The 23,798-nt window shown below is 57.3% G+C and carries 19 protein-coding genes and 1 tRNA gene; 10 read left to right on the plus strand and 10 right to left on the minus strand.

Features of this window, described 5'->3' with window-relative positions; genetic code table 11:
- Window positions 1–21: 21 nt before the first annotated feature.
- From WMO20_RS08580 to WMO20_RS08595, 4 genes are all read right to left on the minus strand, one after another.
- The gene (locus WMO20_RS08580; RefSeq protein WP_349186483.1) at window positions 22–897 is read right to left on the minus strand and encodes an NgoMIV family type II restriction endonuclease; all 876 of its coding nucleotides are present in this window, start codon (window positions 895–897) and stop codon (window positions 22–24) included.
- Complete coding sequence (locus WMO20_RS08585; protein ID WP_349186484.1) at window positions 857–1,831, minus strand: DNA cytosine methyltransferase; 975 nt, start codon at window positions 1,829–1,831, stop codon at window positions 857–859. Before WMO20_RS08585 ends, WMO20_RS08580 begins: the two co-directional genes overlap by 41 nt.
- A 15-nt stretch (window positions 1,832–1,846) precedes the next feature.
- Window positions 1,847–4,708 carry an FtsK/SpoIIIE family DNA translocase gene (locus tag WMO20_RS08590; RefSeq protein WP_349186485.1) on the minus strand — a complete coding sequence of 954 codons (2,862 nt, stop codon included), beginning with the start codon at window positions 4,706–4,708 and terminating at the stop codon, window positions 1,847–1,849.
- 411 nt (window positions 4,709–5,119) lie between these two features.
- The gene (locus WMO20_RS08595) at window positions 5,120–5,803 is read right to left on the minus strand and encodes a ClpP family protease (protein WP_349186486.1); all 684 of its coding nucleotides are present in this window, start codon (window positions 5,801–5,803) and stop codon (window positions 5,120–5,122) included.
- 254 nt (window positions 5,804–6,057) lie between these two features.
- Here WMO20_RS08595 and WMO20_RS08600 point away from each other — a divergent pair, with 254 nt between their 5' ends.
- From WMO20_RS08600 to WMO20_RS08620, 5 genes are all read left to right on the plus strand, one after another.
- Entirely contained in the window at window positions 6,058–6,699 is a 642-nt protein-coding gene (locus WMO20_RS08600; RefSeq protein ID WP_349186487.1) for a redox-sensing transcriptional repressor Rex, read from the plus strand.
- A 4-nt stretch (window positions 6,700–6,703) separates the two neighbouring features.
- On the plus strand, window positions 6,704–7,309 hold the full coding sequence (locus WMO20_RS08605) for a thymidine kinase (protein ID WP_112091167.1): 606 nt from the start codon (window positions 6,704–6,706) through the stop codon (window positions 7,307–7,309).
- A 1,058-nt stretch (window positions 7,310–8,367) separates the two neighbouring features.
- The gene (locus WMO20_RS08610; RefSeq protein WP_308563404.1) at window positions 8,368–9,762 is read left to right on the plus strand and encodes an ABC transporter substrate-binding protein; all 1,395 of its coding nucleotides are present in this window, start codon (window positions 8,368–8,370) and stop codon (window positions 9,760–9,762) included.
- Between the two features lie 184 nt (window positions 9,763–9,946).
- On the plus strand, window positions 9,947–10,876 hold the full coding sequence (locus WMO20_RS08615) for a carbohydrate ABC transporter permease (protein WP_112091164.1): 930 nt from the start codon (window positions 9,947–9,949) through the stop codon (window positions 10,874–10,876).
- 16 nt (window positions 10,877–10,892) lie between these two features.
- The gene (locus tag WMO20_RS08620; RefSeq protein ID WP_431733129.1) at window positions 10,893–11,744 is read left to right on the plus strand and encodes a carbohydrate ABC transporter permease; all 852 of its coding nucleotides are present in this window, start codon (window positions 10,893–10,895) and stop codon (window positions 11,742–11,744) included.
- Between the two features lie 83 nt (window positions 11,745–11,827).
- Here the strand turns inward: WMO20_RS08620 and WMO20_RS08625 are convergent, their stop codons facing one another.
- A complete protein-coding gene (locus WMO20_RS08625; protein ID WP_349186488.1) occupies window positions 11,828–12,646 on the minus strand; it encodes a helix-turn-helix domain-containing protein in 819 nt (272 codons plus the stop codon).
- Between the two features lie 111 nt (window positions 12,647–12,757).
- Between WMO20_RS08625 and WMO20_RS08630 the strand changes: the two genes are divergently transcribed.
- Window positions 12,758–14,314 (plus strand): glycoside hydrolase family 28 protein, encoded by a 1,557-nt coding sequence (locus WMO20_RS08630; RefSeq protein ID WP_349186489.1) that lies wholly within the window; start codon window positions 12,758–12,760, stop codon window positions 14,312–14,314.
- Window positions 14,315–14,317: 3 nt separating this feature from the next.
- Window positions 14,318–15,463, plus strand: coding sequence for a glycoside hydrolase family 88/105 protein (locus WMO20_RS08635; RefSeq protein ID WP_349186490.1), 1,146 nt, complete (start codon window positions 14,318–14,320; stop codon window positions 15,461–15,463).
- Window positions 15,464–15,709: 246 nt separating this feature from the next.
- Here WMO20_RS08635 and WMO20_RS08640 read toward each other — a convergent pair whose 3' ends face one another.
- Window positions 15,710–16,408, minus strand: a complete 699-nt coding sequence (locus tag WMO20_RS08640) for a LytTR family transcriptional regulator DNA-binding domain-containing protein (protein ID WP_112091159.1) — start codon at window positions 16,406–16,408, stop codon at window positions 15,710–15,712.
- Between the two features lie 241 nt (window positions 16,409–16,649).
- Here WMO20_RS08640 and WMO20_RS08645 point away from each other — a divergent pair, with 241 nt between their 5' ends.
- Entirely contained in the window at window positions 16,650–18,029 is a 1,380-nt protein-coding gene (locus tag WMO20_RS08645) for a DUF1254 domain-containing protein (protein ID WP_349186491.1), read from the plus strand.
- A gap of 23 nt (window positions 18,030–18,052) precedes the next feature.
- Entirely contained in the window at window positions 18,053–20,104 is a 2,052-nt protein-coding gene (locus WMO20_RS08650; protein ID WP_349186492.1) for an alkyl/aryl-sulfatase, read from the plus strand.
- A 142-nt stretch (window positions 20,105–20,246) separates the two neighbouring features.
- Here WMO20_RS08650 and WMO20_RS08655 read toward each other — a convergent pair.
- The 4 genes from WMO20_RS08655 to WMO20_RS08670 all read right to left on the minus strand — a co-directional run bounded on the left by WMO20_RS08655 (window position 20,247) and on the right by WMO20_RS08670 (window position 22,898).
- Window positions 20,247–20,323 (minus strand) — tRNA-Met (locus tag WMO20_RS08655).
- A 93-nt stretch (window positions 20,324–20,416) separates the two neighbouring features.
- On the minus strand, window positions 20,417–21,589 hold the full coding sequence (locus tag WMO20_RS08660) for a DUF4349 domain-containing protein (RefSeq protein WP_349186493.1): 1,173 nt from the start codon (window positions 21,587–21,589) through the stop codon (window positions 20,417–20,419).
- Complete coding sequence (locus tag WMO20_RS08665; RefSeq protein ID WP_055186376.1) at window positions 21,576–22,070, minus strand: RNA polymerase sigma factor; 495 nt, start codon at window positions 22,068–22,070, stop codon at window positions 21,576–21,578. Before WMO20_RS08665 ends, WMO20_RS08660 begins: the two co-directional genes overlap by 14 nt.
- A 255-nt stretch (window positions 22,071–22,325) precedes the next feature.
- Complete coding sequence (locus WMO20_RS08670) at window positions 22,326–22,898, minus strand: hypothetical protein (protein WP_349186494.1); 573 nt, start codon at window positions 22,896–22,898, stop codon at window positions 22,326–22,328.
- A gap of 294 nt (window positions 22,899–23,192) precedes the next feature.
- On the opposite strand from WMO20_RS08670, the gene WMO20_RS08675 reads away from it, so the two are divergent.
- Window positions 23,193–23,762, plus strand: a complete 570-nt coding sequence (locus tag WMO20_RS08675; protein WP_349186495.1) for a biotin transporter BioY — start codon at window positions 23,193–23,195, stop codon at window positions 23,760–23,762.
- Window positions 23,763–23,798: the final 36 nt, after the last annotated feature.

The raw sequence follows: 23,798 nt of genomic DNA on the forward strand, positions 1-23,798 counted from the left end.
CTGTTTTATGTAGAGCAATCATCATACAGACAGATCCAGCGGCAGATCTGATATATCTTTCAACCGCTTTCCCTGTACAAGAGTTTCTAATATCTCTACCGCATCTTCAGACCCGACCTCTTTGACCGCACGGAGCAATTCGTATAGAGCAAAATGATATACACAGTCAATATCTCCGGTTCCAAGTGCAAGAGAAGCAAGACGATTCGGCATGGGTTCTGCGGTCACAACAACGATGTGCGGCAAATGTCCCTTTCGGTTGCGAATAAGGTTTAATGCTTCTGTCCGGCTGTTTTGCGCACGGTCGCTGCGCATTGTATATTTTGCAGAAACGCTTGCGTGAAGGATCGGCTTGCCGCCATTGGATTTTCGGATATCTGTCATTTTGCAAACGGTGTCATCCACAATCAACTGTTCAGTGTTGATCACACGATCTTCATACAGGTCACGATATACCACAACATCCGGTGCAACAAGATAATCATTGCCCAATGCTGCTGCCAGCTGTGAATTCTGCTGTGTGAGTGCATTCAGATAGGCCAGATGCTCATATTGGGCGAAGTCACTTGTTTTCAGCTTGTTGTTGTTTCCTAGCTGAAGGATCGTCCAGTTTCCCGGACGGAGATTTTGCAGCTGTGGGAAAGTAGCTTGCAGGAATTCCATCGTCAGGAACTCAAATTGTTTTCCAAGCGTCTGTCCTGATATTTTGTCTACCGTTGAAATAGTGTGCGCCTGCTCGTCCACCAGAATATCAATGATTCGGCGTGCGATAGCTTTGGAACCACGACTGCTGGTATCTGCATTTGATGCAACACCGGCTGAAGTTAAAGTCAGAGTGTTGGTTTCAAACAGCCTTTTATGAAACTGAAACCTTGCTTTGGCAATCAACGCATCCATAGTCCAGACACTCCTTTATTTTTATTCCGACAGCTTGTGCGACCGGGGGTGGAAAAGCATTCCCGATCATTCTGCAAGCGATAGTCTTTTTGTTCCCGAAAGTCCATGTATCGGGAAAGCCTTGAATGCGTGCCATCATCCGACTGGTCAGGCGCGGCATTCCTTCAAAATCCGGCGAGGGGGCTTCGTTTGCGATTCCCCGCCCGTCTACGCCCAGTTCTGCCCAAGCGGTTCTTGCCCTTGTTGGTCCTAAATCGGGACCGCCATGTTTTTTGGAACCACCAACCAAAGTAGGGGCTATTTTATTAGCGCCGGAAGCCCATTTTTTTGCACCTTTCCAACCGCTCTGCGCCATCAGATCGTACAAAGTCTCGCCGACAGAAGGCGCTTCTCCTGAGCGCTCTTCCGGGTATGCAAATGCACCACACTGGTCTTTTCGGATACCGATGATAACCACTCTGGGGCGAAGCTGCGGTACGCCGTAATCCGAGGCATTCAGCAGCTTAATGTGCGTGACATAGCCAAGCTGCTGAATGGATGAAAAAATGTGCTCTCTGTACTCATCGAATCCCGGGTCAAGAAAACCTCTGACATTTTCCAGCATAACGGCGCGGGGATGAATCTCTTTGATCAGTCGGATGGCTTCCGGGAATAAGTCACGTTCATCGTCTTTTCCTAACTGTTTTCCAGCAATAGAAAATGGGGGACACGGAACGCCGCCGGCCAGCAGATCGACCCCTTTGTACGGAGTGCCGTCAAAATCATGAACATCTGCACAGATGACATTCCATTCCGGGCGGTTTGCCTTCAGAACGTTACAGTAGCTTTGCTCATACTCTATAAGTGCTACATGAACAAAACCAGCCATTGCAAGCCCCAAAGCCTGCCCTCCTGCACCGGCACATATTTCAACACAAGTCAGTGGTCGTTTCATCTTTTTCTCCTGCTTTTATTCCTCCGGTTGGTTCATCTGCATTTCCAGCCACTGCTGGCGGCTGATGAGCACGGCGCGGGGTTTTGCGCCCTCGTAGGGGCCGATGATGCTCTTTTGCTCCATCTCGTCCATGATGCGGGCGGCGCGGGCGTAGCCCAGCTTGCAGCGGCGCTGCAAAAGGCTGGTGGAAGCCTGACCGGCGTCGATGACCACATCCACGGCCTGCTTGAACATGGGGTCGGAGCCTGCATCCTCCTCGGCATCGGCACCGCCGCCCTTTTTGCCGTCCTGAATGGCGTGCTTTTCCATGGCCTCGATCATGGCTTCGTCGTACTGCACGGTGGCACTGGACTTGATAAAGTCCAGCACACGGCTGATCTCTTCATCCCGCACAAAGGTGCCCTGGATACGGGTGGGCTTGGGCGCGCCCACGGGCATAAAGAGCATATCGCCCTGACCCAGCAGCTTTTCTGCACCGGCACCGTCCAGAATGGTGCGGCTGTCCACCTGACTGGACACCGCAAAGGCGATGCGGCTGGGGATGTTGGCCTTGATCAGGCCGGTGATCACGTCTACGCTGGGACGCTGGGTGGCAACGATCAGGTGCATACCGGCGGCACGGGCTTTCTGGGCGATGCGGCAGATGGAATCTTCCACATCCTTGCCCACAACCATCATCAGATCGGCCAGCTCGTCGATGATAATGGCGATGTAGGGCATCTTTTCCAGCTCCGGCTGCTCGGCAGCCAGCTTGTTGAAGGACTTGATGTCGCGCACGTTGTTCTCTGCAAACAGGCGGTAGCGGCGCTCCATCTCCTGCACCGCGCTGCCCAGTGCACCGGCGGCCTTGCGGGGCTCGGTGACCACCGGCATCAGCAGGTGGGGGATGCCGTTATACTCGGCCAGCTCCACCACCTTGGGGTCGATGAGCAGCAGCTTCACGTCCTCCGGGCTGGAGCGGAACAGCAGGCTCATGATGATGCTGTTCACGCATACGGATTTACCGCTGCCGGTGCTGCCCGCGATGAGCAGGTGGGGCATCTTGCACAGGTCGGTCACCTGCGCCACACCGGCAATGTCCTTGCCAAGGGCGATGCCCAGCGGCGAGGTCATGCGCAGAAAACTCTGGCTCTCAAAGATGCTGCGGATGGAAACGGCGGTCTTTTTGTGGTTGGGCACCTCGATGCCCACGGCGGGCTTGCCGGGGATGGGGGCTTCCATACGCACATCTGCCACCGCGAGGTTCAGGGCGATATCGTCCGCCAGCGAGGTGATGCGGCTGATCTTCACGCCCGCCATGGGCTGCAGCTCGTACCGGGTAACGGAGGGCCCGCGGGAGATATCCAGCACCCGGGTGCGCACGCCGAAGCTTTCCAGCGTGTCCACCAGCTTCTGGGCGTTGGCTTTCAGCTCCTCCTGTGCGCCGGGGTCGCTTTCCTCCTGCGTTTTTTCAAACAGCTCGATGGGCGGGTACTGGTACTCGTAGCTGTCCACTGGCTCGGCTTCCTCGGTGGGGGCGGTGGCAGCTGCCTGCTCCGAGACGGCGGGCTTTTCCATGGCCGCTGCCACCAGCGAGTTGATGTCCTTTTCCTCCACCGGTTCGGCGGTGATGCTGATCCAGCCGTCCTCATCCGGCGCAGAGCGGAACGCCACAGCGTTCTCGGCGCTCACCCGGGGCACAGCGGGCTGGATGGGCGCAGCCTCCGGCTGCGGCGGCATCTGCGGCTGCACCACCGGCGCTGCCGGCTGGACGATGGAAGTATCAAAAACAGGGGCAGGGGAAGGCTCTTCCGGCTGGGGGGCATCTTTGGCAAAGAAATCTGCCGCAGCGGTGACTACCGGGTCTGCCACGATGGGCGGCGGCGTGGGTTTGGACGCAGAACGCAGTGGGTCTTGCCCGAAGGTGCCGCCCGGCCCGACGATCAGCGGCTCAATGGGCTCGCTGCCACCCTCGGAGAGAGCGGTGTGGTCGGGGCCAAGGTCTACGTCAAAGGCGGCGCGGGGATGGGCAACGCTGACCCGTACCGGGGTGATGGGCGGTGCAGCGGGCTCCGGCTGGGCAGGGGCGGCGGGCGCGGCTTCGGTGTCCGCCGCGTCTGCTTCCATCTCCTGCGTTACCTTATGCCCCCAGCGCAGCACGCCGGACATCCAGTCCGGCACACCCAGATGCAGCCCGGCAGGCTCGTCCTCCTCGTCCAGCGGTTCGTCCTCGGCTTCGTCGTATTCCTCGTCGATCTCCCGCTCTGCCTGCCGGATGGCGGCGCGCTCGGCACGGCGGGCAGCACTCTGCTCTGCAAAGGCAGAGCCGCGGGCGTGGATGCCGCCGGTGACGGCGCACAGCCAGACCCAGACCTCGGCGGGGGTGACATCAAAAATGTACAGGCTGCCGCACAGCAAGAGCACGATCATGATGAGGTTTGCCGCCGGGCGACCGCACAGCAAAAGCAGCACGCCGCCCAGCACAAAGCCTATTGCGCCGCCGGACAGCCATGCGTTGACGCCATTGGCGTAGCAGGCAGAAAGCATTTGCAGCGCCGACAGCCCCTGCGGCTGGATATCGGAAAACACGATGACCGTGCCGCAGACAAAGACAAGCCCTAGCACCAGCTTGAGGATGCGGGACAGCAGCTCCTCGCCCCGGGTGTACAAAACGGCCAGACAGCACACGGCCGCACCCAGCACAAAGCTGCCGCAGCCGAACAGCCCGAACAGCACATCATGGAGCACCCGCCATACGGAATCGCCCTGCACAAAGGCCAGCACCATCAGCAGCAGGCCGCCGAACAGGGTGCCAAGCCCTGCCGGGAGCCGCTGTTCTGCCTTTTTACGGCGGGCAGCAGTACGCCGTTTCGTTGATTTTCGTTTTTTCGTTGCCATTCTACTCTGTTCCCCAACTTCCCATAGACACAATAATTGATTCTACTATTGTACCACGCAAGGGCAAAAATGGCAAACCATAATGTTGTTTTTGTTGAGGAAATAAAACTCCCCCAGTCTGCTCCCGCTGGTCGCAGCCAGCCCCCTCTGGGATGGGGCCTTTGGCATGACGGTAAAGTTTCCGGCTAAAGTGCAAAGTTGGCGGCTGCGCCAGAGGCTCCCTCTCCGAGGGAGCTGGCAAAACCGTCAGGTTTTGACTGAGGGAGTTCGTTCCAGCCCCTCTCGTGAAAAGGCAGTTCCGAAACGCCCGCAGGCGTTTCGGAACTGCAAATAAAAAAATAATTCCGCTGCTTCTGCGCAAAGCGAACGCGGAGCGCAGTTCAAATCGTCCGGCGGGGGAGATGCAAGGCCTTACCCCCGTTCGATTTCCTTATACAGCCACGCCAGCGCGTCCGAAAGACCGCCCAGTTCATCGATCAGCTTTTCCTTTACGGCGCGGCGCCCGTCCAGCACCGTGCCCATGTCCATGACCAGCTCCCCGGTGTGGAGCATCAGCTGGGTGTAGCGCTTTTCGGGCATACCGCTGTGGGCGGCTACAAAGCCGGTGATGCGCTGCTGCATCTGCTCAAAGCAGTGCATGGTCTGCGGTACGCCTAAGATCAGCCCGGAGTGTCGCACCGGATGCACCGTCATGGTGGCGGTGGGTACGATGAAGCTGTGCCGCGCGCTGACCGCCAGCGGAATGCCGATGGAGTGCCCGCCGCCCAGCACCAGCGTGGCGCTGGGCTTGGAGATGCTGGCAATCAGCTCCGCCAGTGCAAGCCCAGTCTCCACATCGCCGCCCACCGTGTTCAGCAGCACCAGCAGCCCCTCGATGCGGGGGTCCTCCTGTACCGCCACCAGCTGGGGGATGACGTGTTCATACTTGGTGGTTTTTTGCCCCTGCGGCGCTTCGGTGTGTCCTTCGATCTGGCCGATGACGGTCAGGCAGTGGATGACATGACCGCCCCGGGTCAGGGTGACTGTGCCCAGATCCTCGATATCCTCTTTTTCCATCCGGTGCTGCTCTGCGGGGGTGTCTTTTGCCGTATCCATGCGCGTTCTCCTTCCGTAGCGGGGTCTTTGTGGGGTCAGTATCCCCCGGCTGCCGGGGAAGTATACAGGAGAAAAGAAACAAAAAACTTTGTGAATTTTTTGCTTTTTTACAAATAGGTATTTGACATTCGCCTTTCATGCTGTATACTCTAAATAATATAACAGGATAAAATGGAACATCTCTCTGCGCGCAAAGAAGCCCCTTGCATGGCGGCAGAAGCTGCAGCGCGTTGGGCAGAAAGGAGAATTTTCCCATGAACACCCCCCAAAAAGCATCGATCCCTGTGATCAAGCGTCTCCCCAAATATTACCGGTATCTGCGCTCCTTGCAGGCCGACGGCATTACCAGCATCTCCTCCCGGGAGCTGGCTTCTCAGATGGGCACCACCGCCTCGCAGGTGCGGCAGGACTTCAACTGCATCGGTGACGTGAACGGCCGGCAGGGCATCGGCTACTCGGTGGAGAACCTGCTTTCCATTCTGGAAAGCCTGCTGTTCGGCAACGGCGACCGTCTGCCCACCATTCTGATCGGCTGCGGTCGTCTGGGCAAGGCGGTGAGCCGCTTTATCACCACCGATACCAACGGCTACAAGCTGATCGCGGCCTTTGACGTGGCCGAGAACGAGGTGGGCAAGGAGATCAGCGGCATCCGCATCCGGCACATTGACGAGCTGGAAGCCTTCTGTGAGGAAAACAAGCCCAAGGTGGCGGTGCTCTGCGTCCCCCGCGATGGTGCACAGCAGGTCAGCGGACGGCTGGTGGATCTGGGCATCGAGGGCTTCTGGAACTTCTCCCACTATGATCTGTCGGTGTCTTACCCCGATGTGGTGGTGGAAAACGTCCATCTGGGCGACAGCCTGATGAGCTTGGGCTACCGTCTGCGCAATCAGGAGTGACGGCATGGCAAAATTGTATTTCCGCTACGGTGCCATGAACAGCGGCAAGAGCACGGCGCTGATGCAGGTGGCACACAACTACGAAGAGCAGGGCATGAAGGTGCTCATTTTAAAGCCGCAGGTGGATACCAAGGGCGGCGGGGAGCTGGTAAGCCGTCTGGGCGTGCGCCGCAAGGCAGATTTGCTGATCCCGCCGGAGCTGAATGTGTTCGAAGCCGTGAAGGCGGCAAACGATGCTTCTGGCCCGCTGGCCTGTGTGCTGTGCGACGAGAGCCAGTTCTTTACCCCGGAGCAGGCCGAGCAGCTGTTCATGGTCACGGTAGATCTGAACATCCCGGTGATCTGCTACGGTCTGCGGGCAGATTTTTCCCTCAAGGGCTTCCCGGGCTCTACCCGTCTGCTGGAGCTGGCGCACACCATCGAGGAGATGAAAACGATCTGCACCTGCGGGCGCAAGGCCATCTGCAACTGCCGCAAGGTGAACGGACAGTTCGTCTTTGAGGGCGAGCAGGTAGCCATCGACCTTGAAAACGATGTGCAGTATGTCAGTATGTGCCCCCAGTGCTACTTCAAAGCGCGGCGGGCGTTCTACGCTGCAAAGAAAAACTGAGATACTTTTATGTTGTATACAAGCAGCTGTACCGTGCCGGGTGCAGCGGCTTTTTTGCGTGGATTGCGGAAGAGTTACCCCCTCAGTCTCGCTGCGCTCCGCGGGGGCAGTTCCTGCTTGCCGGGGGATGTTCTCTTTTGACACCAAAAGAGAACCAGAAAAGTGCCAGCGATTTCGACGCGCTGGAGCCACGAAAAAGGGGCTGCTCGCCCCTTTTAACCCCAAAGAGGAGGGCTGCACCGGAAAAAACTGAAGATTCACGCCTGTTCGGCGTGAAGATCTTTTAACCGTTTTTTCCGGCTCCGCCGATTTGAAGCCCCTCAGTCGCTGCGCGACAGCTCCCCCAAGGGGGAGCGGGCACGCCCGCAAGCTTTGCACTTTAGCTGGAAACTGTATCGCTATGCCAAGGGCTCTCCCTTTGAGGAAAGACTTCCCCCGTTCCGGGGGAAGATGTCGCGCAGCGACAAAAGGGGGAGTCTGTCACCGCAGGTGACTGAGAGGGCGAGGACGCTGCCCTTGGGGTAGGTGGCTGCGAACACAGTGAGCAGACGGAAGGGGTATCCCCAACAGGCTGTATACAGACTGATATATTAATTTGCTGTGTTTCGCGACCACTGATATATCAACCGGGCGAAATACGCACGTTTTTTGCGCTATTGATATATCAGTTCGGACTGGGCAATTACTCGACGGAGGGGGGAGGAAGTGGGAAAAGAAGAGAGCAGCGGGGGGCGGCAGAGCATAAAAAATTACAGGCAGAACGGTAAATGTAACAGGAATTATTGAAGTTTTTGCCGTTCTTCCCATGTTGCATCCCAGATTTTTATGCAAGTCATTGAAGTATACAAGTTGCACGGTTTTTCAGCGCAAGTTTATTCATTTCGGCAAGGACGTCGAATCTCTTTCAAAAACAAGGGCAATATTTGTATGTTTTTATCCCGTATCACTGTAAATTGCATCTTTCTTTTTTCGGTGGCTTTTGTTATCATAATTGTATACAAGGGGGATATGTGCAGACCCCCTACATGAAGATGTTTTCTATTAGGAGGAGAACAAAAATGAGCAAGGCAATTTCTCGTCGTAACTTCCTGATGGCTACCGGCGCTGTCGGTGCTGCAGGTCTGCTGGCTGCCTGCGGCAGCAAGCCCGCTGCTTCTTCCACCGCTTCTTCCGCTGCTGCTTCTCAGGCTCCCGCTGCTTCCGCAGATGAGAGTCTGGCTCTGTCTGACGGCCCCGTCAACCTGAGCATCAGCTGGTGGGGCGGCGACAGCCGTCACGCTGCTTACCAGAGCGCTCTGGAGGCTTTCCAGGCTGAGCACTCCAACATCACCGTGGAGCCCACCTTCGCCGCATGGTCCGGCTGGGAAGAGAAGATGGCTGCTGCCTTCATCGCAGGCAACGCTCAGGATGTCTGCCAGGTGAACTGGAACTGGCTGTACAACTACTCTGCTGACGGCAGCAAGTTCGTGGACCTGAACACCACCTCCAAGTTCATCGACCTGACCCAGTGGGATGCCGCTGCTATGGACGCCTGCTACGTGGCCAACAGCCAGCAGTGCGTGCCCGTCTCCATGACCGGCCGTATCTTCTACTGGAACATGACCACCTTTAATAAGGCTGGCATCACCGAGGTCCCCAAGTCTCTGGACGATCTGATGGCTGCCGGTAAGGCTTTCCAGGAGAAGCTGGGCAACGATTACTACCCCATGCACCTGGGTGCATACGACCGTATGATCCTGATGGTGTTCTACCTCGAGTCCAAGTACGGCAAGGACTGGGCAGATCCCGTTACCTCCACCCTGAACTACACCGAGGACGAGATCGCTGAGGGTCTGGCCTTCATCAAGAGCCTGGTGGACAACCACGTCATGATGAACCTGAAGACCTACTACTCTGCAAACTCCGATACCGCTACCCACCAGTCCAACGAGTGGATCACCGGTAAGATCGCAGGCATCTTCGAGTGGGATTCCGCTGCTACCAAGTACGCTTCCGCTCTGGACGACAGCAACAAGGACGGCTTCACCGTCGGCGAGGAGATCAAGTTCGGCGACAACAACGGCGGCTTCTCCAAGGTGTCCATGGGTCTGGCTATCACCAAGACCTGCAAGAACGTTGCCGAGGCTGCTACCCTGATCAACTTCCTGCTGAACGAGGAGAAGGGCGCTTCCATCATGGGTTCTGAGTGCGGCATCCCCGCTTCCAAGGCTGGCCTGAAGTTCGCTCAGGACGCCGGCGCTGTCAAGAGCCTGGTTGCTGACGCAAATGCCAAGGTCATGGCATTCACCACCAACAAGCTGGATCCCCTGTTCGAGAACAACGACCTGAAGGCTTCCGGCACCGGCATCTATCAGGAAGTGTTCGACAACATCGACTACGGCGATCAGACCCCCGAAGAGGCTGTCGAGACTCTGCTGGACGGCATGGAGTCTGTTGGCTACACCGTCGGCTAAGCTTACCGCACTGACAGCAGCCTGAACCGGCAGCGATACTCTGAATGAAATAGGGGCATCTGCCGCCCGTACGACAGGTGCCCTTGTTTTTTCGGAGAATGATTATCAAACCTTGAATGAATTGTTGCCGGTCTGTGACCTGCTGCACTGTCTGCTTCAAAATCCTGTAAAAGGAGGACTTCGGATGAAAAAAAGTAATGCGCCCGCAGGCGCACGAACTCCGTTCCAGAAATGGGTCGATAAGTATCAGGGTCTGTTTTATCTGATCCCTTGGATCATCGGCTTTCTCGTCTTTAAGGCGTTCCCCTTCGGTCAGTCGCTGTATTACAGCTTTACCGATATGAACTTCTTCAAGGACGGTACCAGCTTTGTTGGTCTGGCCAACTACATTACCGCATTCCACACCAAAAAGATCACCAAGGCGCTGATCATCACCTTTAAGTACGCCTTTATCACCGTGCCCCTGAAGCTGATCTTCGCGCTGTTCATCGCCTACATCCTGAACTTCAAGATCGCCTGCGTCAACCTGTTCCGCACCGTGTACTACATCCCCTCCATTCTGGGCGGCTCTGTGGCTATCGCTGTGCTGTGGAAGGCTGTGTTCAGCGTGGACGGTCTGCTGAACACCGTGGTGCGCGCTGTCACCTTTGGTGCGGTGCAGGGCCCCGAGTGGCTGTCTGACCCCAACTACGCACTGTGGATCATCTGTTTCCTGCGTATATGGCAGTTCGGTTCCGCCATGGTGCTGTTCCTTGCTGCACTGAAGGGCGTGCCCGCAGACCTGTACGAGGCTGCTACCATCGATGGTGCCGGCAAGTGGCGTCAGTTCTTCTCCATCACTGTTCCGATGATCACCCCCATCATCTTCTACAACCTGGTCACTCAGATCTGCCAGGCTTTCCAGGAGTTCAACGGCCCCTACATCATCACCAACGGTGGTCCCCGTGGTTCCACTACCCTGATCTCCCTGCTGGTTTACAACTACGCATTCAAGTCCTACGACATGGGCATGGCTTCTGCTCTGGCATGGATCATGTTCATCATCGTCTGCATCCTGACGATCATTGCGTTCACCAGCCAGAAGAAGTGGGTCTACTACTCGGATGAAAGGTAAGGTGACCAATATGGGAATGAAAGCATCGAATAAGATCGCAACCTTCTTTAAATACTTCGTGCTGATCCTGGTTGGCATCATCATGATCTATCCTCTGCTGTGGATGATCAGCGCTACCTTCAAGGATAACAGCGAGATCTTTGCAGGCATCAGCCTGTGGATCAAAAAGCCTACGCTGGATGGCTACCGCAACGCTCTGAACAACTTCGGCGGCTCCATCAACATTCTGCAGGCCATGCTCAACACTTACAGCTACGTCCTCCCCAAGGTGATCTGCACTGTGGTGTCTGCCTGTATTGCCGCTTACGGCTTTGGCCGTTTCGACTTCCCCGGCCGCAAGCTGCTGTTCAACATCATGCTGGCTACTCTGTTCCTGCCGCAGGTCGTGCTGAACGTGCCGCAGTACCTGCTGTACAACAAGTTCGGCTGGGTCGACAGCCCCTTCTATCTGGCCATCTGGGTGCACTGCGCATTTGCTACCGAGACCTACTTCGTGTACCAGCTGGTGCAGTTCATGCGCAACGTCCCGCGTGATCTGGACGAGGCTGCCGCCATTGACGGCTGCTCCTCCTTCCAGACCCTGTACAAGGTCATCGTGCCCATGCTGGGACCCGCTCTGGTGTCCTGCGCACTGTTCCAGTTCATGTGGAGCTGCAACGACTTTATGGGCCCGCTGCTTTACGTCAGCACCCCCGGCAAGTACCCCATGTCCCTGTTCGTCAAGCTGTCCATGGACGGTGATACCGGCTTTGCTTGGAACAAGATCCTTGCTCTGTCCCTCATCTCCATCCTGCCGCAGCTGATCGTATTCTTCTGTGCACAGGATCAGTTCGTTGAAGGTATCTCCGCAGGTGCCGTCAAGGGCTAATGCGCCATAAGAACATCTGACCAAGACCAACACCCCCTGTGCTGCTCCCAACGGATGGCACAGGGGGTGTTTTGGTAGGTGTATCATTTCTTCTGCTTTTTGCGGTATTGCAGGGGACTGATATCCGTCACCTCGCGGAACACGCGGCGGAAGTGGGCGGCGCTGGCAAAGCCGGTCTGCTCGGCAATAGCGCTGATGGAAAGCTCGGTGGTCTCCAGCAGCTTCTGCGCAGACTCGATGCGGCGGTTGTTCAGGTAGTCCACGATGGACTGCCCGGTCACCCGCCGGAACAGGCGGCTGAGATAGTAAGGGGAAAGGTAGAACCGCGCCGCTACCTCGGTAAGAGAGAACTTTTGCCGGTAGTTGGCGGCAAGGTAGGCACACACCTGCTCAACGGTCTCGTTGCGGGGGCGCGCCACGGCGCTGCTCTCGGCAAGGCACTCCTGCTCTACATAGTGCAGGATCAGCAGCAGGTACAGCCCGCCGGGGTAGTCCTGCTCCGGCATGGCGGTGCGCATCATCTCCAGCAGGGTGCGCAGGCGGCGGGTCCACGGCACCGGGCCGTACAGCACCGTGGCTTCCCCGGGCACGAACAGCCGGACAAAATCCCGCTGGGCGGTGCTGCGCAGCTCGTGCAGGGCACTGAGCGGGAACCGGCAGCCTACCAGCTCCGGTACGGCTGCACTGGCGGCAGAGAGCACCGCATCCCCCGCACCCAGCAGCAGTGCGCTGCCGGGGTTCAGCAGCAGACTGTTTTCCCCCATTTGCAGGGTGCAGCTGCCCTCGCTTACCAGCAGAAAGGTGCACATCTCCTCGTCTGCCGTCAGCTCCAGCTTGCCGCCGGTCAGCCGCACGGTGTCTGCCTTTACCTTGGCGTTGATCTTTTCCCGTTCCGCTTTCATTTTGCGCATCCTTTCCGGAAACAGCCCTCCCGGTCGCCGGGAGAGCGCTTTTCCTCATGATACCACGTCTGCCCCGTGGGGGCAAGACAAACTCACAGGAGGTTATTTCGCATGAATCTGACCCTGATCCGTTCCATGACCCGCAGCGCCGTTTTCGAGCTGGAAAACGAGCTGTGCTACCGTCCGGCACACCCCTTTACCGTTGCCCTGAACGGCAAGACGATATACGAAGCCTGCAACACCAACGTGTTCTCCCTGTTCTCCCTGCTGCCCGGCACCACCTATACGGTGGAGGTGCAGGCAGAGGGCGAGACCCTGAAGCTGGATTTCACCACCGAGGCTGAGACCTTCTTCGTGGATGCTGCCCGCTACGGTCTGGTGGCCGATGGCGAGACGGACAACACTGTGCGGCTGCAGGCGGCGCTGTCTACCTGCCCCAAGGGCGGCACGGTGTATGTGCCCGCCGGCCGTTACCGCACCGCCAGCCTGTTCATGAAGAGCAACACCACGCTGTATCTGGAAAAGGGTGCTGTGCTGCTGGGTGATAACGACCGCACCCATTACCCCATTCTGCCCGGCGTGCTGCCCAGCGAGAACGAGGTGGACGAGTACTACCTGACCGGCTGGGAGGGCAACCCGCTGGACAGCTTTGCAGGCCTTTTGAACATCACGCAGGTGCATGACGTAGTGGTGACCGGCGAGGGCACGCTGGACTGCGATGCCCAGAACGGCGACTGGTGGGTGAACCCCAAGGTCAAGCGCATCGCATGGCGTCCCCGCGCCGTGGCTGCGGTGGACAGCGAGAACGTCTGCCTGCACGGCATCACGGTGCAGAACAGCTTCTCGTGGACCATCCACCCCATCTTTGTCAAGCATCTCGACCTGCTCAACTTCAACATCAACAACCCCTACAACGCCCCCAACACGGACGGCATCGACCCTGAAAGCTGCGAGTATATCCGCATCATCGGCATGAACATCCATGTGGGTGACGACTGCATCGCCATGAAGGCCAGCAAGGTCTTTTTGGGCATGAAGCTGAAGCGCAGCTGCGAGCACACCGTTATCCGCAACTGCCTGCTGGACAAGGGTCACGGCGGCATCGTCATCGGCAGCGAGATGAGCGGCGGCGTCAAGGATATGGTGGTGACCCAGTGCCTGATGGACCACACCGACCGCGGTCTGCGTGTCAAGACCCGCCGCGGCCGCGGCAACACCGCCGTCATCGACGGGCTGGTGTTCCGCAACGTGGAGATGCGGGGCGTCAAGGCACCCTTTGTCATCAATATGTTCTACTTCTGCGACCCGGACGGTCACGGCCCCTATGTGCAGTGCCGCGAGGCGATGCCGGTGGACGAGTACACCCCCAAGCTGGGCAGCCTGACCATGGAGAACATCGTGGCCACCGATGCCCAGTTCGCGGGCTGCTACTTCGACGGCCTGCCGGAGCAGCCCATCGAGCGGGTGACCATGCGGGATGTGAGCATCACCTTTGACCCCAACGCCAAGGAGGGACAGGCCGCCATGGCCGACAACCGCCCGCTGGTGAAAAAGCTGGCCATCTATGCCGAGAACGTCAAGGAGATCGACCTGCATAACGTGAAGATCGAAGGCTACGAGGGCGAGCGGCTGCACTTTGTCAACGTAGGACATTTTGAGGAGGACTGACCCATGACCCATGAAGAGATCCTGTCCATGCTGGGCGACTATGTGGACTACCTGATCGCCAATTCCAGCGCCGAGACACCGATGTGGAACATCGAAAAGGTGCGCAGCGGCAAGCCCAACAAGTGGAACTACATCGATGGCTGCATGATCACCGCCTGCCTGAGCCTGTACAAGACCACCGGCGACGAGAAGTATCTGGAGTTTTCCAAGGAGTTTATCGACTACTTTGTGCAGCCGGACGGCTCCATCAAGACCTACGACCCCAAGGAGTACAATCTGGACAACGTGAATCAGGGCAAGAACCTGTTCATCTTGTATGACATCTACGGGGACGAGAAGTACCGCAAGGCAATCGACACCATCCGCAGCCAGCTGCTCACCCAGCCCCGCACCAAGGAGGGCAACTTCTGGCACAAGGACATCTACCCGTGGCAGGTGTGGCTGGACGGCACCTATATGGCACAGCCCTTCTACATGGAGTACGAGACCCGCTTTAACAAGATGCAGGGCTGTATCGACAGCTACAAGCAGTTCATGAACATCAAAAAGCATATGCGGGACGAAAAGACCGGCCTGTACTACCACGGCTACGACGAGAGCCGCCAGATGTACTGGGCAGACCCTGAGACCGGCTGCAGCCCCAACTTCTGGCTGCGCGCCATGGGCTGGTTCCTTGTGGCGATGGTGGACGTGCTGGAGCGCATGGACGAGCAGCTGTACAACGAGTACCGCGGCATCATGGCCATGCTCAAGCAGACCGTGGAGGATATGCACAAGTTCCAGGACGAGCAGAGCGGGATGTTCTGGCAGGTCATCGACCACCCGGAAGCCGAGGGCAACTATCTGGAGACCAGCGGCACCGCCCTGTTTGCCTACGCAGTGCTCAAGGGCGTGCGTCTGGGCTACCTGCCTAAGCGGATGGCTGCATGGGCAGAGAAGGCCTTCTACGGCACCTGCGACCGGTACCTGTCCAAGAACCCGGACGGCAGCTTGCAGCTGGACGGCATCTGCCTTGTGGCAGGTCTGGGCGGCAAGGATCACCGTGACGGCTCGCTGGCCTACTACTTCAGCGAGCCGGTGGTCTGCAACGACGCCAAGGGCGTAGGTCCGCTGGTGCTGGCCTATACCGAGATGATCGCACGGAAGTAAACCGAATCACAACCGTACCAAAATATAAAGGGGTTGCTGTAAAATACAGCGTCCCTCATCGCTGATAATATGGCGCGGCGATTTGCGCTGAAATCTCACATAAAGAAAAGCAAGTGCAACACGTTCTCTCAAAAACCAAAATTTTTGAGGGAGATGTGATGCACTTGCTTTTTTTGTAATATTCGATCTTCCGTTCCGTTTTGAAAGCGCTATAGATATTTTGCTGCCGGAAAAGCTTTTGCAAAGTCAGGAGTCTATGGCCTGCAGCACGCAGGCACAATACCCCGGTTCAGGCTGGTAACAATGGATGGTCAGGTATTTGTCCACCTCCGGGCTGTAATCGTGGAGGGTGTGCCTTGTGCCGTTCAACGCCACATCTGCATACGATACAAGCCACTTTTTATCACCATTGGGGAACACCTCGTAAAAAGAGCGGTTCAGCATTTCTTCTACCGGCACCCCTTCGATCGTTGCCATCTCCGCGTTGCAGTAGCGGAAGATAAAATCCACGCCATGCCCGGATTCATTGAATACCAGCTCGATGACGCAGAACGCCAGCGGCATATCGTCCAGCAGGCTGCACTTTTCCAGCAGGCTCATGCTCATGGGGCGGGGCTGTGTGTCCGCCAGCCCGATCTCTGCACGCAGGCGGCGGTGGTCGCTCAGTCCGCGCTTGCGTCCCTGAAAGGTGCGGCCGTCAGACATGGTGTAGATCCCATCGTTGCTGATGTTTACGATCTGGCTGCGGCACACCGCAATTCCCTTGCTGATGTTCAGGAACAGATTTTCCGGCAGCACAGACAAAACGCTGTGCAGCGGCGCATACAGCGCAGCTTCCTCGCCGTCCATGCGGTGAACGACTGTTTTACGGTCGCTGCGGTAAAGATACAAAATGTTTTCCGGACAAAGGTCATTTTTTTGAAACCATTCATGCAGATCGTTCATCGCCGTGCTCCGTTGTCAATTGATGTGCTTAGTATAGCACATTATCGTGCAGAGTACAAGATTTTAATGGCGTTTGCGTCAAATTTTATCGGGCTTTTTTGTTGAAACTTACGTTTTTGTTACGGAAAATGCAAAAATCATTGACTTTTAATCATTGTCCGTGTATCTTGAACACAGAGAGCCAAATGGTTTTTTCCCATAAGGCGCATAAAGCAAAAGACATAACAGGAGGTCTCATGTTATGAAAATGACCCGCCGTGATTTTTTGAACGTTTCTACTGCGGCTGCGGTGGTTTGCGCAGCTACACTTTTGCCCGTAGAGAAAGCCGCAGCCGCACAGCAGACGCTGGCTGCACAGAACCTTCTGGAGCAGGCGTATCTGTACGCCTTTCCGCTGGTGATCATGGATGCTACGCGGACGGCTTCCACAAACACCCGCACAGCTACAAGCAACAAGGCCCCCATCAACCAGTTCATCCATGCGGAAAAGCTGGCAGATGCAACGACCCGTGTGGTGGTTACGCCGAATGTGGATACCATCTATACGCAGGCGTTTCTGGATGTCGGCGCAGAACCAATGATCTACGGCGTGCCGCAGACCGACCGCTTTTTTAATGTACAGGTGCTGGATGCGTGGACAAACACCGCCGCTGTGCTGGAAACGCCGGGGCTTTATGCCATTACCCGTGCAGACTGGCAGGGCGAACTGCCGGAAGGGGTGCAGCGCATTGATGTGCCTACCACGATGGTCTGGACCATTGCCCGCATCGTGCTTTCCGGACAGGAGGACCTGCCCAACGTCCGGGCTATTCAGGATAAGATGCAGCTGATGCCGCTTTCCGCCTATCAGGCGGGTGGATGGACCGCCCCCGCAGGCAGCTATGACCCTGCCAATGACTTTGTGCCGGTAAAGCACGTTCTTGCTATGGACGCAAAGGAATTCTTTGATACCGCTAACCAGCTGATGGAAACCAACCCGCCCGCTGCGGCAGATGCGCCGGTACTCCGGGAGCTTGCAGCACTGCATGTCGGCCCCGGTGAGAAGTTCGATGACAAGGCGCTGGGTCTGTTCAGCGGGCTGCGCTGGAAGCTGATGCTGCTCCAGCTGAAGAAAAAGCTGCAAAGCGAATCGGAGCGCTATACACGCCAGATGGGTCAGTGGATCTATTTCGGCGACCCCATCGGCAACTTTGGCACAGCATATACCTACCGTACCATGGTGGCGCTGCGGGGTCTGGGTGCCAACACCACCGATGTTGCCATCTACCCTAAAACAGATGTGGACAGCACCGGCACAGTCCTGACCGGCAAAAAGACCTATACGCTGCATATCGAGGCAGATCCTCCCACACTGGAAAAGGGCTTCTGGTCGGTGACCGCCTACGGGGAGAGCGATTTCCTCATTGAAAACCCCATTGACCGCTACTGCGTCAACGACCGCTCCGGTCTGCACCGTAATCCGGACGGCTCGATCGATATCACCCTTTCCAAAGAGGCACCGGCGGACACGACCAACTGGCTGCCGGTAGGAGAGGGAGATTTCCACCTCTTCCTTCGTATCTATAAACCGGATGCCGCCGCACTGACAGACTGGCAGCCGCCGGTCGTCCGCACAAACTGATCCGTAATAAGGAGGAACCTGCTATGAAAATGACCCGTCGGAATTTTATTTCCGCTTCGGCTGCTGCAATGCTGGCGTGCGGCGCATCTCTGTCTGCCCATGCTGCGGAAAATACCACAGAAAACGGCCTGAATTTTATCACAGACATTTTCAAGGATCCCACCCAGCCGGGCGAGACCGAAGGCGCAACGACCATCACAGCAGAGACCAACGCCGAATGGTATGAAAAGCTGGATTTTTCTGACCGGCGGGAGTTTGCCAACGCCGAGCGCGGCTGGCTGGACAATGCGGAAGGCAGGATCATCGATGGTGATGATAACAGATCTGCATGGGATCTGCAGAGCTACGGCGATTTGAACCGGGATGCTCCAGACACTGTAAACCCCAGCCTGTGGCGGAATACCCAACTCAACGCCAAAGCTGGTCTGTTTGAAGTGTGCGATGGCATTTATCAGGTGCGCGGCTTTGATATGGCCAATACGACCTTTATCCGCACCGACCACGGCTGGATCGTGTTTGATGTGCTGATGTGCAAGGAAAACATGAAGGCTGCCAAGGAGCTGATGGAGAACCGCTTCGGCCCGCTGGACATCAAGGCGGTGCTGTACAGCCACTCTCATGTGGATCACTTCGGCGGCGTGGAGGGCGTTATTACCCGGGAGCAGGTAGCGGATGCAAAGCTCTCGCTTAAAAAGCAGCTGGCTTCCGGCAAGACCCTTGTGCTTGCGCCGGCGGGCTTTCTGAAGCACGCCATTAGCGAAAATGTCTATGCAGGCATCGCCATGGCACGGCGCGCACAGTTCCAGTACGGCACGGTGCTTGATAAGGGCGAAAAGGGTGCGCTGAGCGTGGGCATCGGCATGGGACAGTCCACCGGTACGGTGACCCTCATCGCTCCTACTTACGAGATCGGGGAAGATGTTCCGAAGCTGACCATCGACGGGCTGGAGATCGAATTCCAGCTGACCCCCGGCACCGAAGCCCCTGCCGAGATGAACGCCTATTTCCCGAAATACCGTGCCCTCTGGATGGCGGAAAACTGCACCGGCACGCTGCATAATCTGTACACCCTGCGCGGCGCAGAGGTGCGCGATGCCAACGATTGGGCAAAGTACATCATCGAGGCAGACCAGCGCTTCTGCGACAAGACCGATGTGGTATTCCAGAGCCACAATTGGCCGCACTGGGGCGAGGAGATCCATGATTATCTGCTGAATACGGCAGCCATCTATAAGTTTATCCACGACCAGACCCTGCATTACATGAATCAGGGCTATACCTCCACTGAGGTCGCCGCCATGCTCACCCTGCCCGAAAAGCTGGAAAAGGTCTGGTACACCCGGCCGTATTACGGCACACTGGCGCACAACGCCAAGGCGGTCTACCAGAAGTATCTGGGTTGGTACGATGCAAACCCGGTCAACCTGAACCCGCTCCCGCCCAGCGATACCGCCAAGAAGCTGGTAGAATATCTGGGCAGCACGGATGCCGTTCTGCGCAAGGCATGGAAGGATTTTGAAAAGGGCGATTATCAGTGGGTGGCGCAGATCACCAAGGAGTTGGTCTTTGCAGACCCGTCCAACCAGAAGGCGCGCAACCTGTGCGCCGATGCGCTGGAGCAGCTGGGCTATCAGGCAGAGTCCGGCGCATGGCGCAACGCCTACCTGATGGGCGCTGCCGAGCTGCGCAAGGGCAACCTGTCCGGTCTGGCACGCACCGCCAATGGTCTGGGCTCCGCCATGAAGGAGATGACCGTGGATATGCTGCTGGATTACATTTCCATCCTGACCGACGCCAACGCCGCCCAGAACGACGATGTAACGCTGAACCTGATCGTGACGGATGTGAACGAAAAGTTCTATGTGACCCGAAAAAACGGTATTCTGCTGTCCTATTCGGGAGAGAACCGCCCGGACGCGCAGGCCACCGTCACCTGCAAGCGGCTGCAGCTCCTTGCCCTGATGCAGGGGCAGCAGGCCGGTCAGGTGCAGGTAAGCGGCGATGCCACTGCCCTGAAGCGTCTGCTGGCGTATGCGTCCAAGTTTGAAAAGACCTTCAATGTGATCGAGCCGTAAAAACGATTCCAATACAGCAGGGCTGAGCACCTGAATCACAGCATAAAAGGGATACCGGAACATCTGCGGATGCTCCGGTATCCCTTTTGGTATAAGATGAGAATAAAAAACAGGTTGAATTTATAAAATTCAACCTGTTTGGTGGTTGCGGGGGCCGGATTTGAACCAACGACCTTCGGGTTATGAGCCCGACGAGCTACCAGACTGCTCCACCCCGCGATATTTACTTTTTGCTTTTCAGCGGCTCTCGCTGACTGCTCAAGTATAATACCACAGGGCGGGCAGAATGTCAACCCTTTTTCGAAAAAACTTTTACTTTTGCTTTTTGCTGTGCTTTCTGCGCCATGCAAGCACCGCAGCAACGGCGGCGCACGCCAGCACTGCCAGCGGCCAGACGCAGGCCAGCGCCACCATCAGCTGCTGCAAGCCGTTCACAAAGTTGCCCCAGCCGGAGGTAAAGGCGGTGCCGATGCGGGAGAAGAAACCCTCGTCCGCAGGGGTGTAGGTCTGCACCTCGTTCAGGTCGATATACACGGTGCACTGCTGCACCTGGTCGCTGTACCAGTCCAGCTGGCTCTGCCAGCTCTCAATCTGGGACTGCACCTCGGTGAGGGAGTCCTCGATCTGCAGCAGGTCGGAAAGATTTTCGGCCTTTGCCTGCAATTGCTGCAAGCGGGTGCGCTGTGCCTGCAGGTTAGAAAGCCGCGCGGACACGTCCATATACTGAGTGGTCACGTCATCGGCCTGCTGGCTGCGGTAGGTCACATTACCGGCAGCGGCCACAGCATCCAGAAAGCTCTGGTAGTTGGCCTGCGGTACCCGGTAGGTCAGGTTGACCGAGCGGCTGGAGCCGGTGCTGGAATACTCGCTGCTGGATTCCAGATAGCCGCCCGCTTCGGCAAGAGCGCTGTCCAGCGCACTGCGGGCTGCTTCGTAGTCCTTGCTTTCCAGCGTCAGGTTGGCAGTGTAGATGATCTTGGCACTGTCCACCGCAGGGGCAGCAGCTTCGGTGCTGCCGGTGCCGCTGTACTCCGTTTCCAGAGAGCGGTCGTCTGCCTCCAGACTGTAATTCACCGCCTCGGGGGCGCTGTCCAGCGCGGCGTGCTGGAGATCAAAACTGTCCGATGCCACAGAAGCAGCGGAGCTGTTGGCAGCGCCTTCGGCTGCGTATAGGGCGGGTGTGCTGCTTTTGGCGCTGCCCATCCCGATGCCCAGATGCAGGGTGCTGTAACCCAGCACACACACAGCCAGACAGGCGGCCAGCGTGCCCAGCTGCTTTACCGGGAAGTGGATGGGCTTTTTCTTCTTGGTTTCGGCGGTGTTCAGGGGTGCTGCGGGTGCAGCGGTCTGCGGGGCAGGGGCGGCCATCATGGGCTCAGCCTTTTCCTCTGCAGTCAGGGTGTCGGTCATGGCCAGCAGTTTTGCCTTCAGATCGTCCGGGGCAGTCAGGTCATCGACCTCCATCTTGTATTCATACCACCTCATCTTCGATCTCCTCCTTCAGCATCGTATGTAACTGTGCCCGTGCGCGCCGCAGCCAGCTTAGTACCGTGTTTGTGGGCACCGCCATCATCCGCCCGATCTCTGCCGCAGTGTATCCTTCGTAGTAATGCAGATAGATGGCATTGCGATAGTTTTCCGGCAGCGTGCGGATGGCATCCAGCACACTGCCGTCCTCCGCAAGGACATCGGGGGCGGGCAGGTTCTCGTCCAGCTCGGTGTCCTTTTGGTGGGCGGCGCGGGTCAGGTCCCGGCAGCGGTTGATGGCCACCCGCAGCAGCCATGCTTTGAGATGCTCCTCACTCTCAAAGATGCCGTTGTAGTGCAGCAGCTTTTCAAACACATCCTGCACCACATCCTCAGCATCGGCTGTGCAGCGGCAATTATGCACCGCAGTGCGGTAGACGGTGTCGCTGTAACGCTGCACCGCCAAGGTAAAAACTTCGTTTCTGGTCAGCTGTCCCATTGTATAAACTCTCCTTGGATGCCCGGAAGCGGGCTTCTCGATGGAATGTTTGTGGTTCTCACGGGGACGTTCACTCAATATACGGCTCAGCATCCCCGATTATTGCAGAACAAAACCCGGTTCCTTCCATTTTTTGTGTGCCGGACGCACCGGCCGCATGACGCGTCCACGTTCTCCGACGGGAGTTGGATATCCTGCCGGTTTACCGGTCAGTATACCACGGAATCGCAAAAAGTAAAAGAGGGGAGCCCTTCCTTATTTATAGACCCTTTGCAGCAGCGCCAGCCGCTCGGAGAGAAAGGTCTCAGCCTTGGGGTGGTGCAGCCAGCATTTGCCGCTTGTGCTGTGCACCAGTTTCTGCGCCAGTGCGGCAGGGGCGGTGTCAATCGCCACCACGTCCTGCATGGTCAATTGCAGGGTGAGTGCCGCCGGTACATCCGGCAGCGGCGGCAGCGGGTCCTCCCACACAAAGGGCGGCAGCAGCTGCACCGCCACGGTCAGGCGGGTGCACTCCTCGGTCAGCAGAAGGGCGGCGGGGGTGCCGTCCGGCTGCACTTGTAGGCTGCTGTATAAAAGCTGCATCCGGGCAGGGGAGAGCAGCCGGGTCAAGCCCTCTGCCGGGGCAGCCGCAAGCTGTAAATACCCGGCGGCTTCCTCCCGGTAGATGCGCCGGGCAGGGGCGTGCAGCCCTGCGTAGAGGGCGGGCAGCATAAAGCTGCCGCTTTTTTCCAGCGCCTGCTGCGCCAGCAGATAGAACTCGGTCAGCGGGTACGCCGCATCCGGCTGCGGCATCCCGAAATCCGGCCGCGATACATGACCTCCACCCATGGGAACCTCCGTGTTTTTCTTGACATTTCGTGCAAAATAGGCCATACTGCAAAGAGAAAGGGTGCTGGCTGCAATGGTCAGTTTCCTTCGGCTAAGTAGTCAATAAGAATGACCGCTCAGTGTTTGCGAGACTGTGGGCGGTCATTTTTATTTTAACATACTTTCCACAGTATTACAATCAAATTTCGGATTGTAAACCCTTTGCAAACTTTTCCGTTGACCTGCGGCGCACCGGTGCGGTATACTCGGGCACAGATGCCTTGCATAACGAAAAAACAGAGGGGAAAACTGACTATGAAAGACAAAAAACTGACTACCTACCAGATGGCCGTTACCGCTGTGATGGCTGCCGTGCTGTGCGTGCTGGGCCCGCTGACCGTGCCCATCGGAGCCGTGCCCATCTCGCTGGCAAACTTTGTTATCTGCCTGACCGCATGGCTGCTGGGGCCGAAGTTCGGCACCCTGAGCGTGGTCCTCTATCTGGCACTGGGCACCATCGGTATTCCGGTGTTCTCCGGCTACGGCGCCGGTCTTGCCAAGCTGGCAGGCCCTACCGGCGGTTATCTGGTGGGCTATCTGCTGCTGGCCTTCATCGGCGGTATGTTCATTGAAAAGAGCAAGGGCAACCCGGTGGTTTCCGCTGTGGGTCTGGTGCTGGGCGATGCCGCCTGCTATGTGCTGGGCACCGCATGGTTCGTGTTCCAGATGCAGTGCGAGCTGGGCTATGCGCTGACCGTCTGTGTCTACCCCTTCATTGCGCTGGACTTGGGAAAGATCGTGGTTTCCTGCATCGTGGGTGCGCTGCTGCGTAAGCGCCTGACGCAGGCAGGCGTGCTGAAACTGCAGAATGCAGTTTCGGAATGATTGCGAATTACTTTTGAAAAGAATAAGCCCGGAAGG

It is taken from the genome of Faecalibacterium intestinale (genome assembly GCF_040096575.1).
Classification (GTDB): Bacteria; Bacillota; Clostridia; order Oscillospirales; family Ruminococcaceae; genus Faecalibacterium; species Faecalibacterium intestinale.

Excerpts from the sequence above, each read along its gene's own strand:
- WMO20_RS08635 (WP_349186490.1), top strand. The coding sequence starts at position 14,318 with ATGACCCATGAAGAGATCCTGTCCATGCTGGGCGACTATGTGGACTAC.
- WMO20_RS08665 (WP_055186376.1), bottom strand. The coding sequence starts at position 22,070 with ATGGGACAGCTGACCAGAAACGAAGTTTTTACCTTGGCGGTGCAGCGT.
- WMO20_RS08645 (WP_349186491.1), top strand. The coding sequence starts at position 16,650 with ATGAAAATGACCCGCCGTGATTTTTTGAACGTTTCTACTGCGGCTGCG.
- WMO20_RS08670 (WP_349186494.1), bottom strand. The coding sequence starts at position 22,898 with ATGGGTGGAGGTCATGTATCGCGGCCGGATTTCGGGATGCCGCAGCCG.
- WMO20_RS08605 (WP_112091167.1), top strand. The coding sequence starts at position 6,704 with ATGGCAAAATTGTATTTCCGCTACGGTGCCATGAACAGCGGCAAGAGC.
- WMO20_RS08600 (WP_349186487.1), top strand. The coding sequence starts at position 6,058 with ATGAACACCCCCCAAAAAGCATCGATCCCTGTGATCAAGCGTCTCCCC.
- WMO20_RS08580 (WP_349186483.1), bottom strand. The coding sequence starts at position 897 with ATGGATGCGTTGATTGCCAAAGCAAGGTTTCAGTTTCATAAAAGGCTG.
- WMO20_RS08590 (WP_349186485.1), bottom strand. The coding sequence starts at position 4,708 with ATGGCAACGAAAAAACGAAAATCAACGAAACGGCGTACTGCTGCCCGC.
- WMO20_RS08630 (WP_349186489.1), top strand. The coding sequence starts at position 12,758 with ATGAATCTGACCCTGATCCGTTCCATGACCCGCAGCGCCGTTTTCGAG.
- WMO20_RS08640 (WP_112091159.1), bottom strand. The coding sequence starts at position 16,408 with ATGAACGATCTGCATGAATGGTTTCAAAAAAATGACCTTTGTCCGGAA.
- WMO20_RS08625 (WP_349186488.1), bottom strand. The coding sequence starts at position 12,646 with ATGAAAGCGGAACGGGAAAAGATCAACGCCAAGGTAAAGGCAGACACC.
- WMO20_RS08620 (WP_431733129.1), top strand. The coding sequence starts at position 10,893 with ATGAAAGCATCGAATAAGATCGCAACCTTCTTTAAATACTTCGTGCTG.
- WMO20_RS08585 (WP_349186484.1), bottom strand. The coding sequence starts at position 1,831 with ATGAAACGACCACTGACTTGTGTTGAAATATGTGCCGGTGCAGGAGGG.
- WMO20_RS08675 (WP_349186495.1), top strand. The coding sequence starts at position 23,193 with ATGAAAGACAAAAAACTGACTACCTACCAGATGGCCGTTACCGCTGTG.
- WMO20_RS08660 (WP_349186493.1), bottom strand. The coding sequence starts at position 21,589 with ATGAGGTGGTATGAATACAAGATGGAGGTCGATGACCTGACTGCCCCG.
- WMO20_RS08595 (WP_349186486.1), bottom strand. The coding sequence starts at position 5,803 with ATGGATACGGCAAAAGACACCCCCGCAGAGCAGCACCGGATGGAAAAA.
- WMO20_RS08610 (WP_308563404.1), top strand. The coding sequence starts at position 8,368 with ATGAGCAAGGCAATTTCTCGTCGTAACTTCCTGATGGCTACCGGCGCT.
- WMO20_RS08615 (WP_112091164.1), top strand. The coding sequence starts at position 9,947 with ATGAAAAAAAGTAATGCGCCCGCAGGCGCACGAACTCCGTTCCAGAAA.
- WMO20_RS08650 (WP_349186492.1), top strand. The coding sequence starts at position 18,053 with ATGAAAATGACCCGTCGGAATTTTATTTCCGCTTCGGCTGCTGCAATG.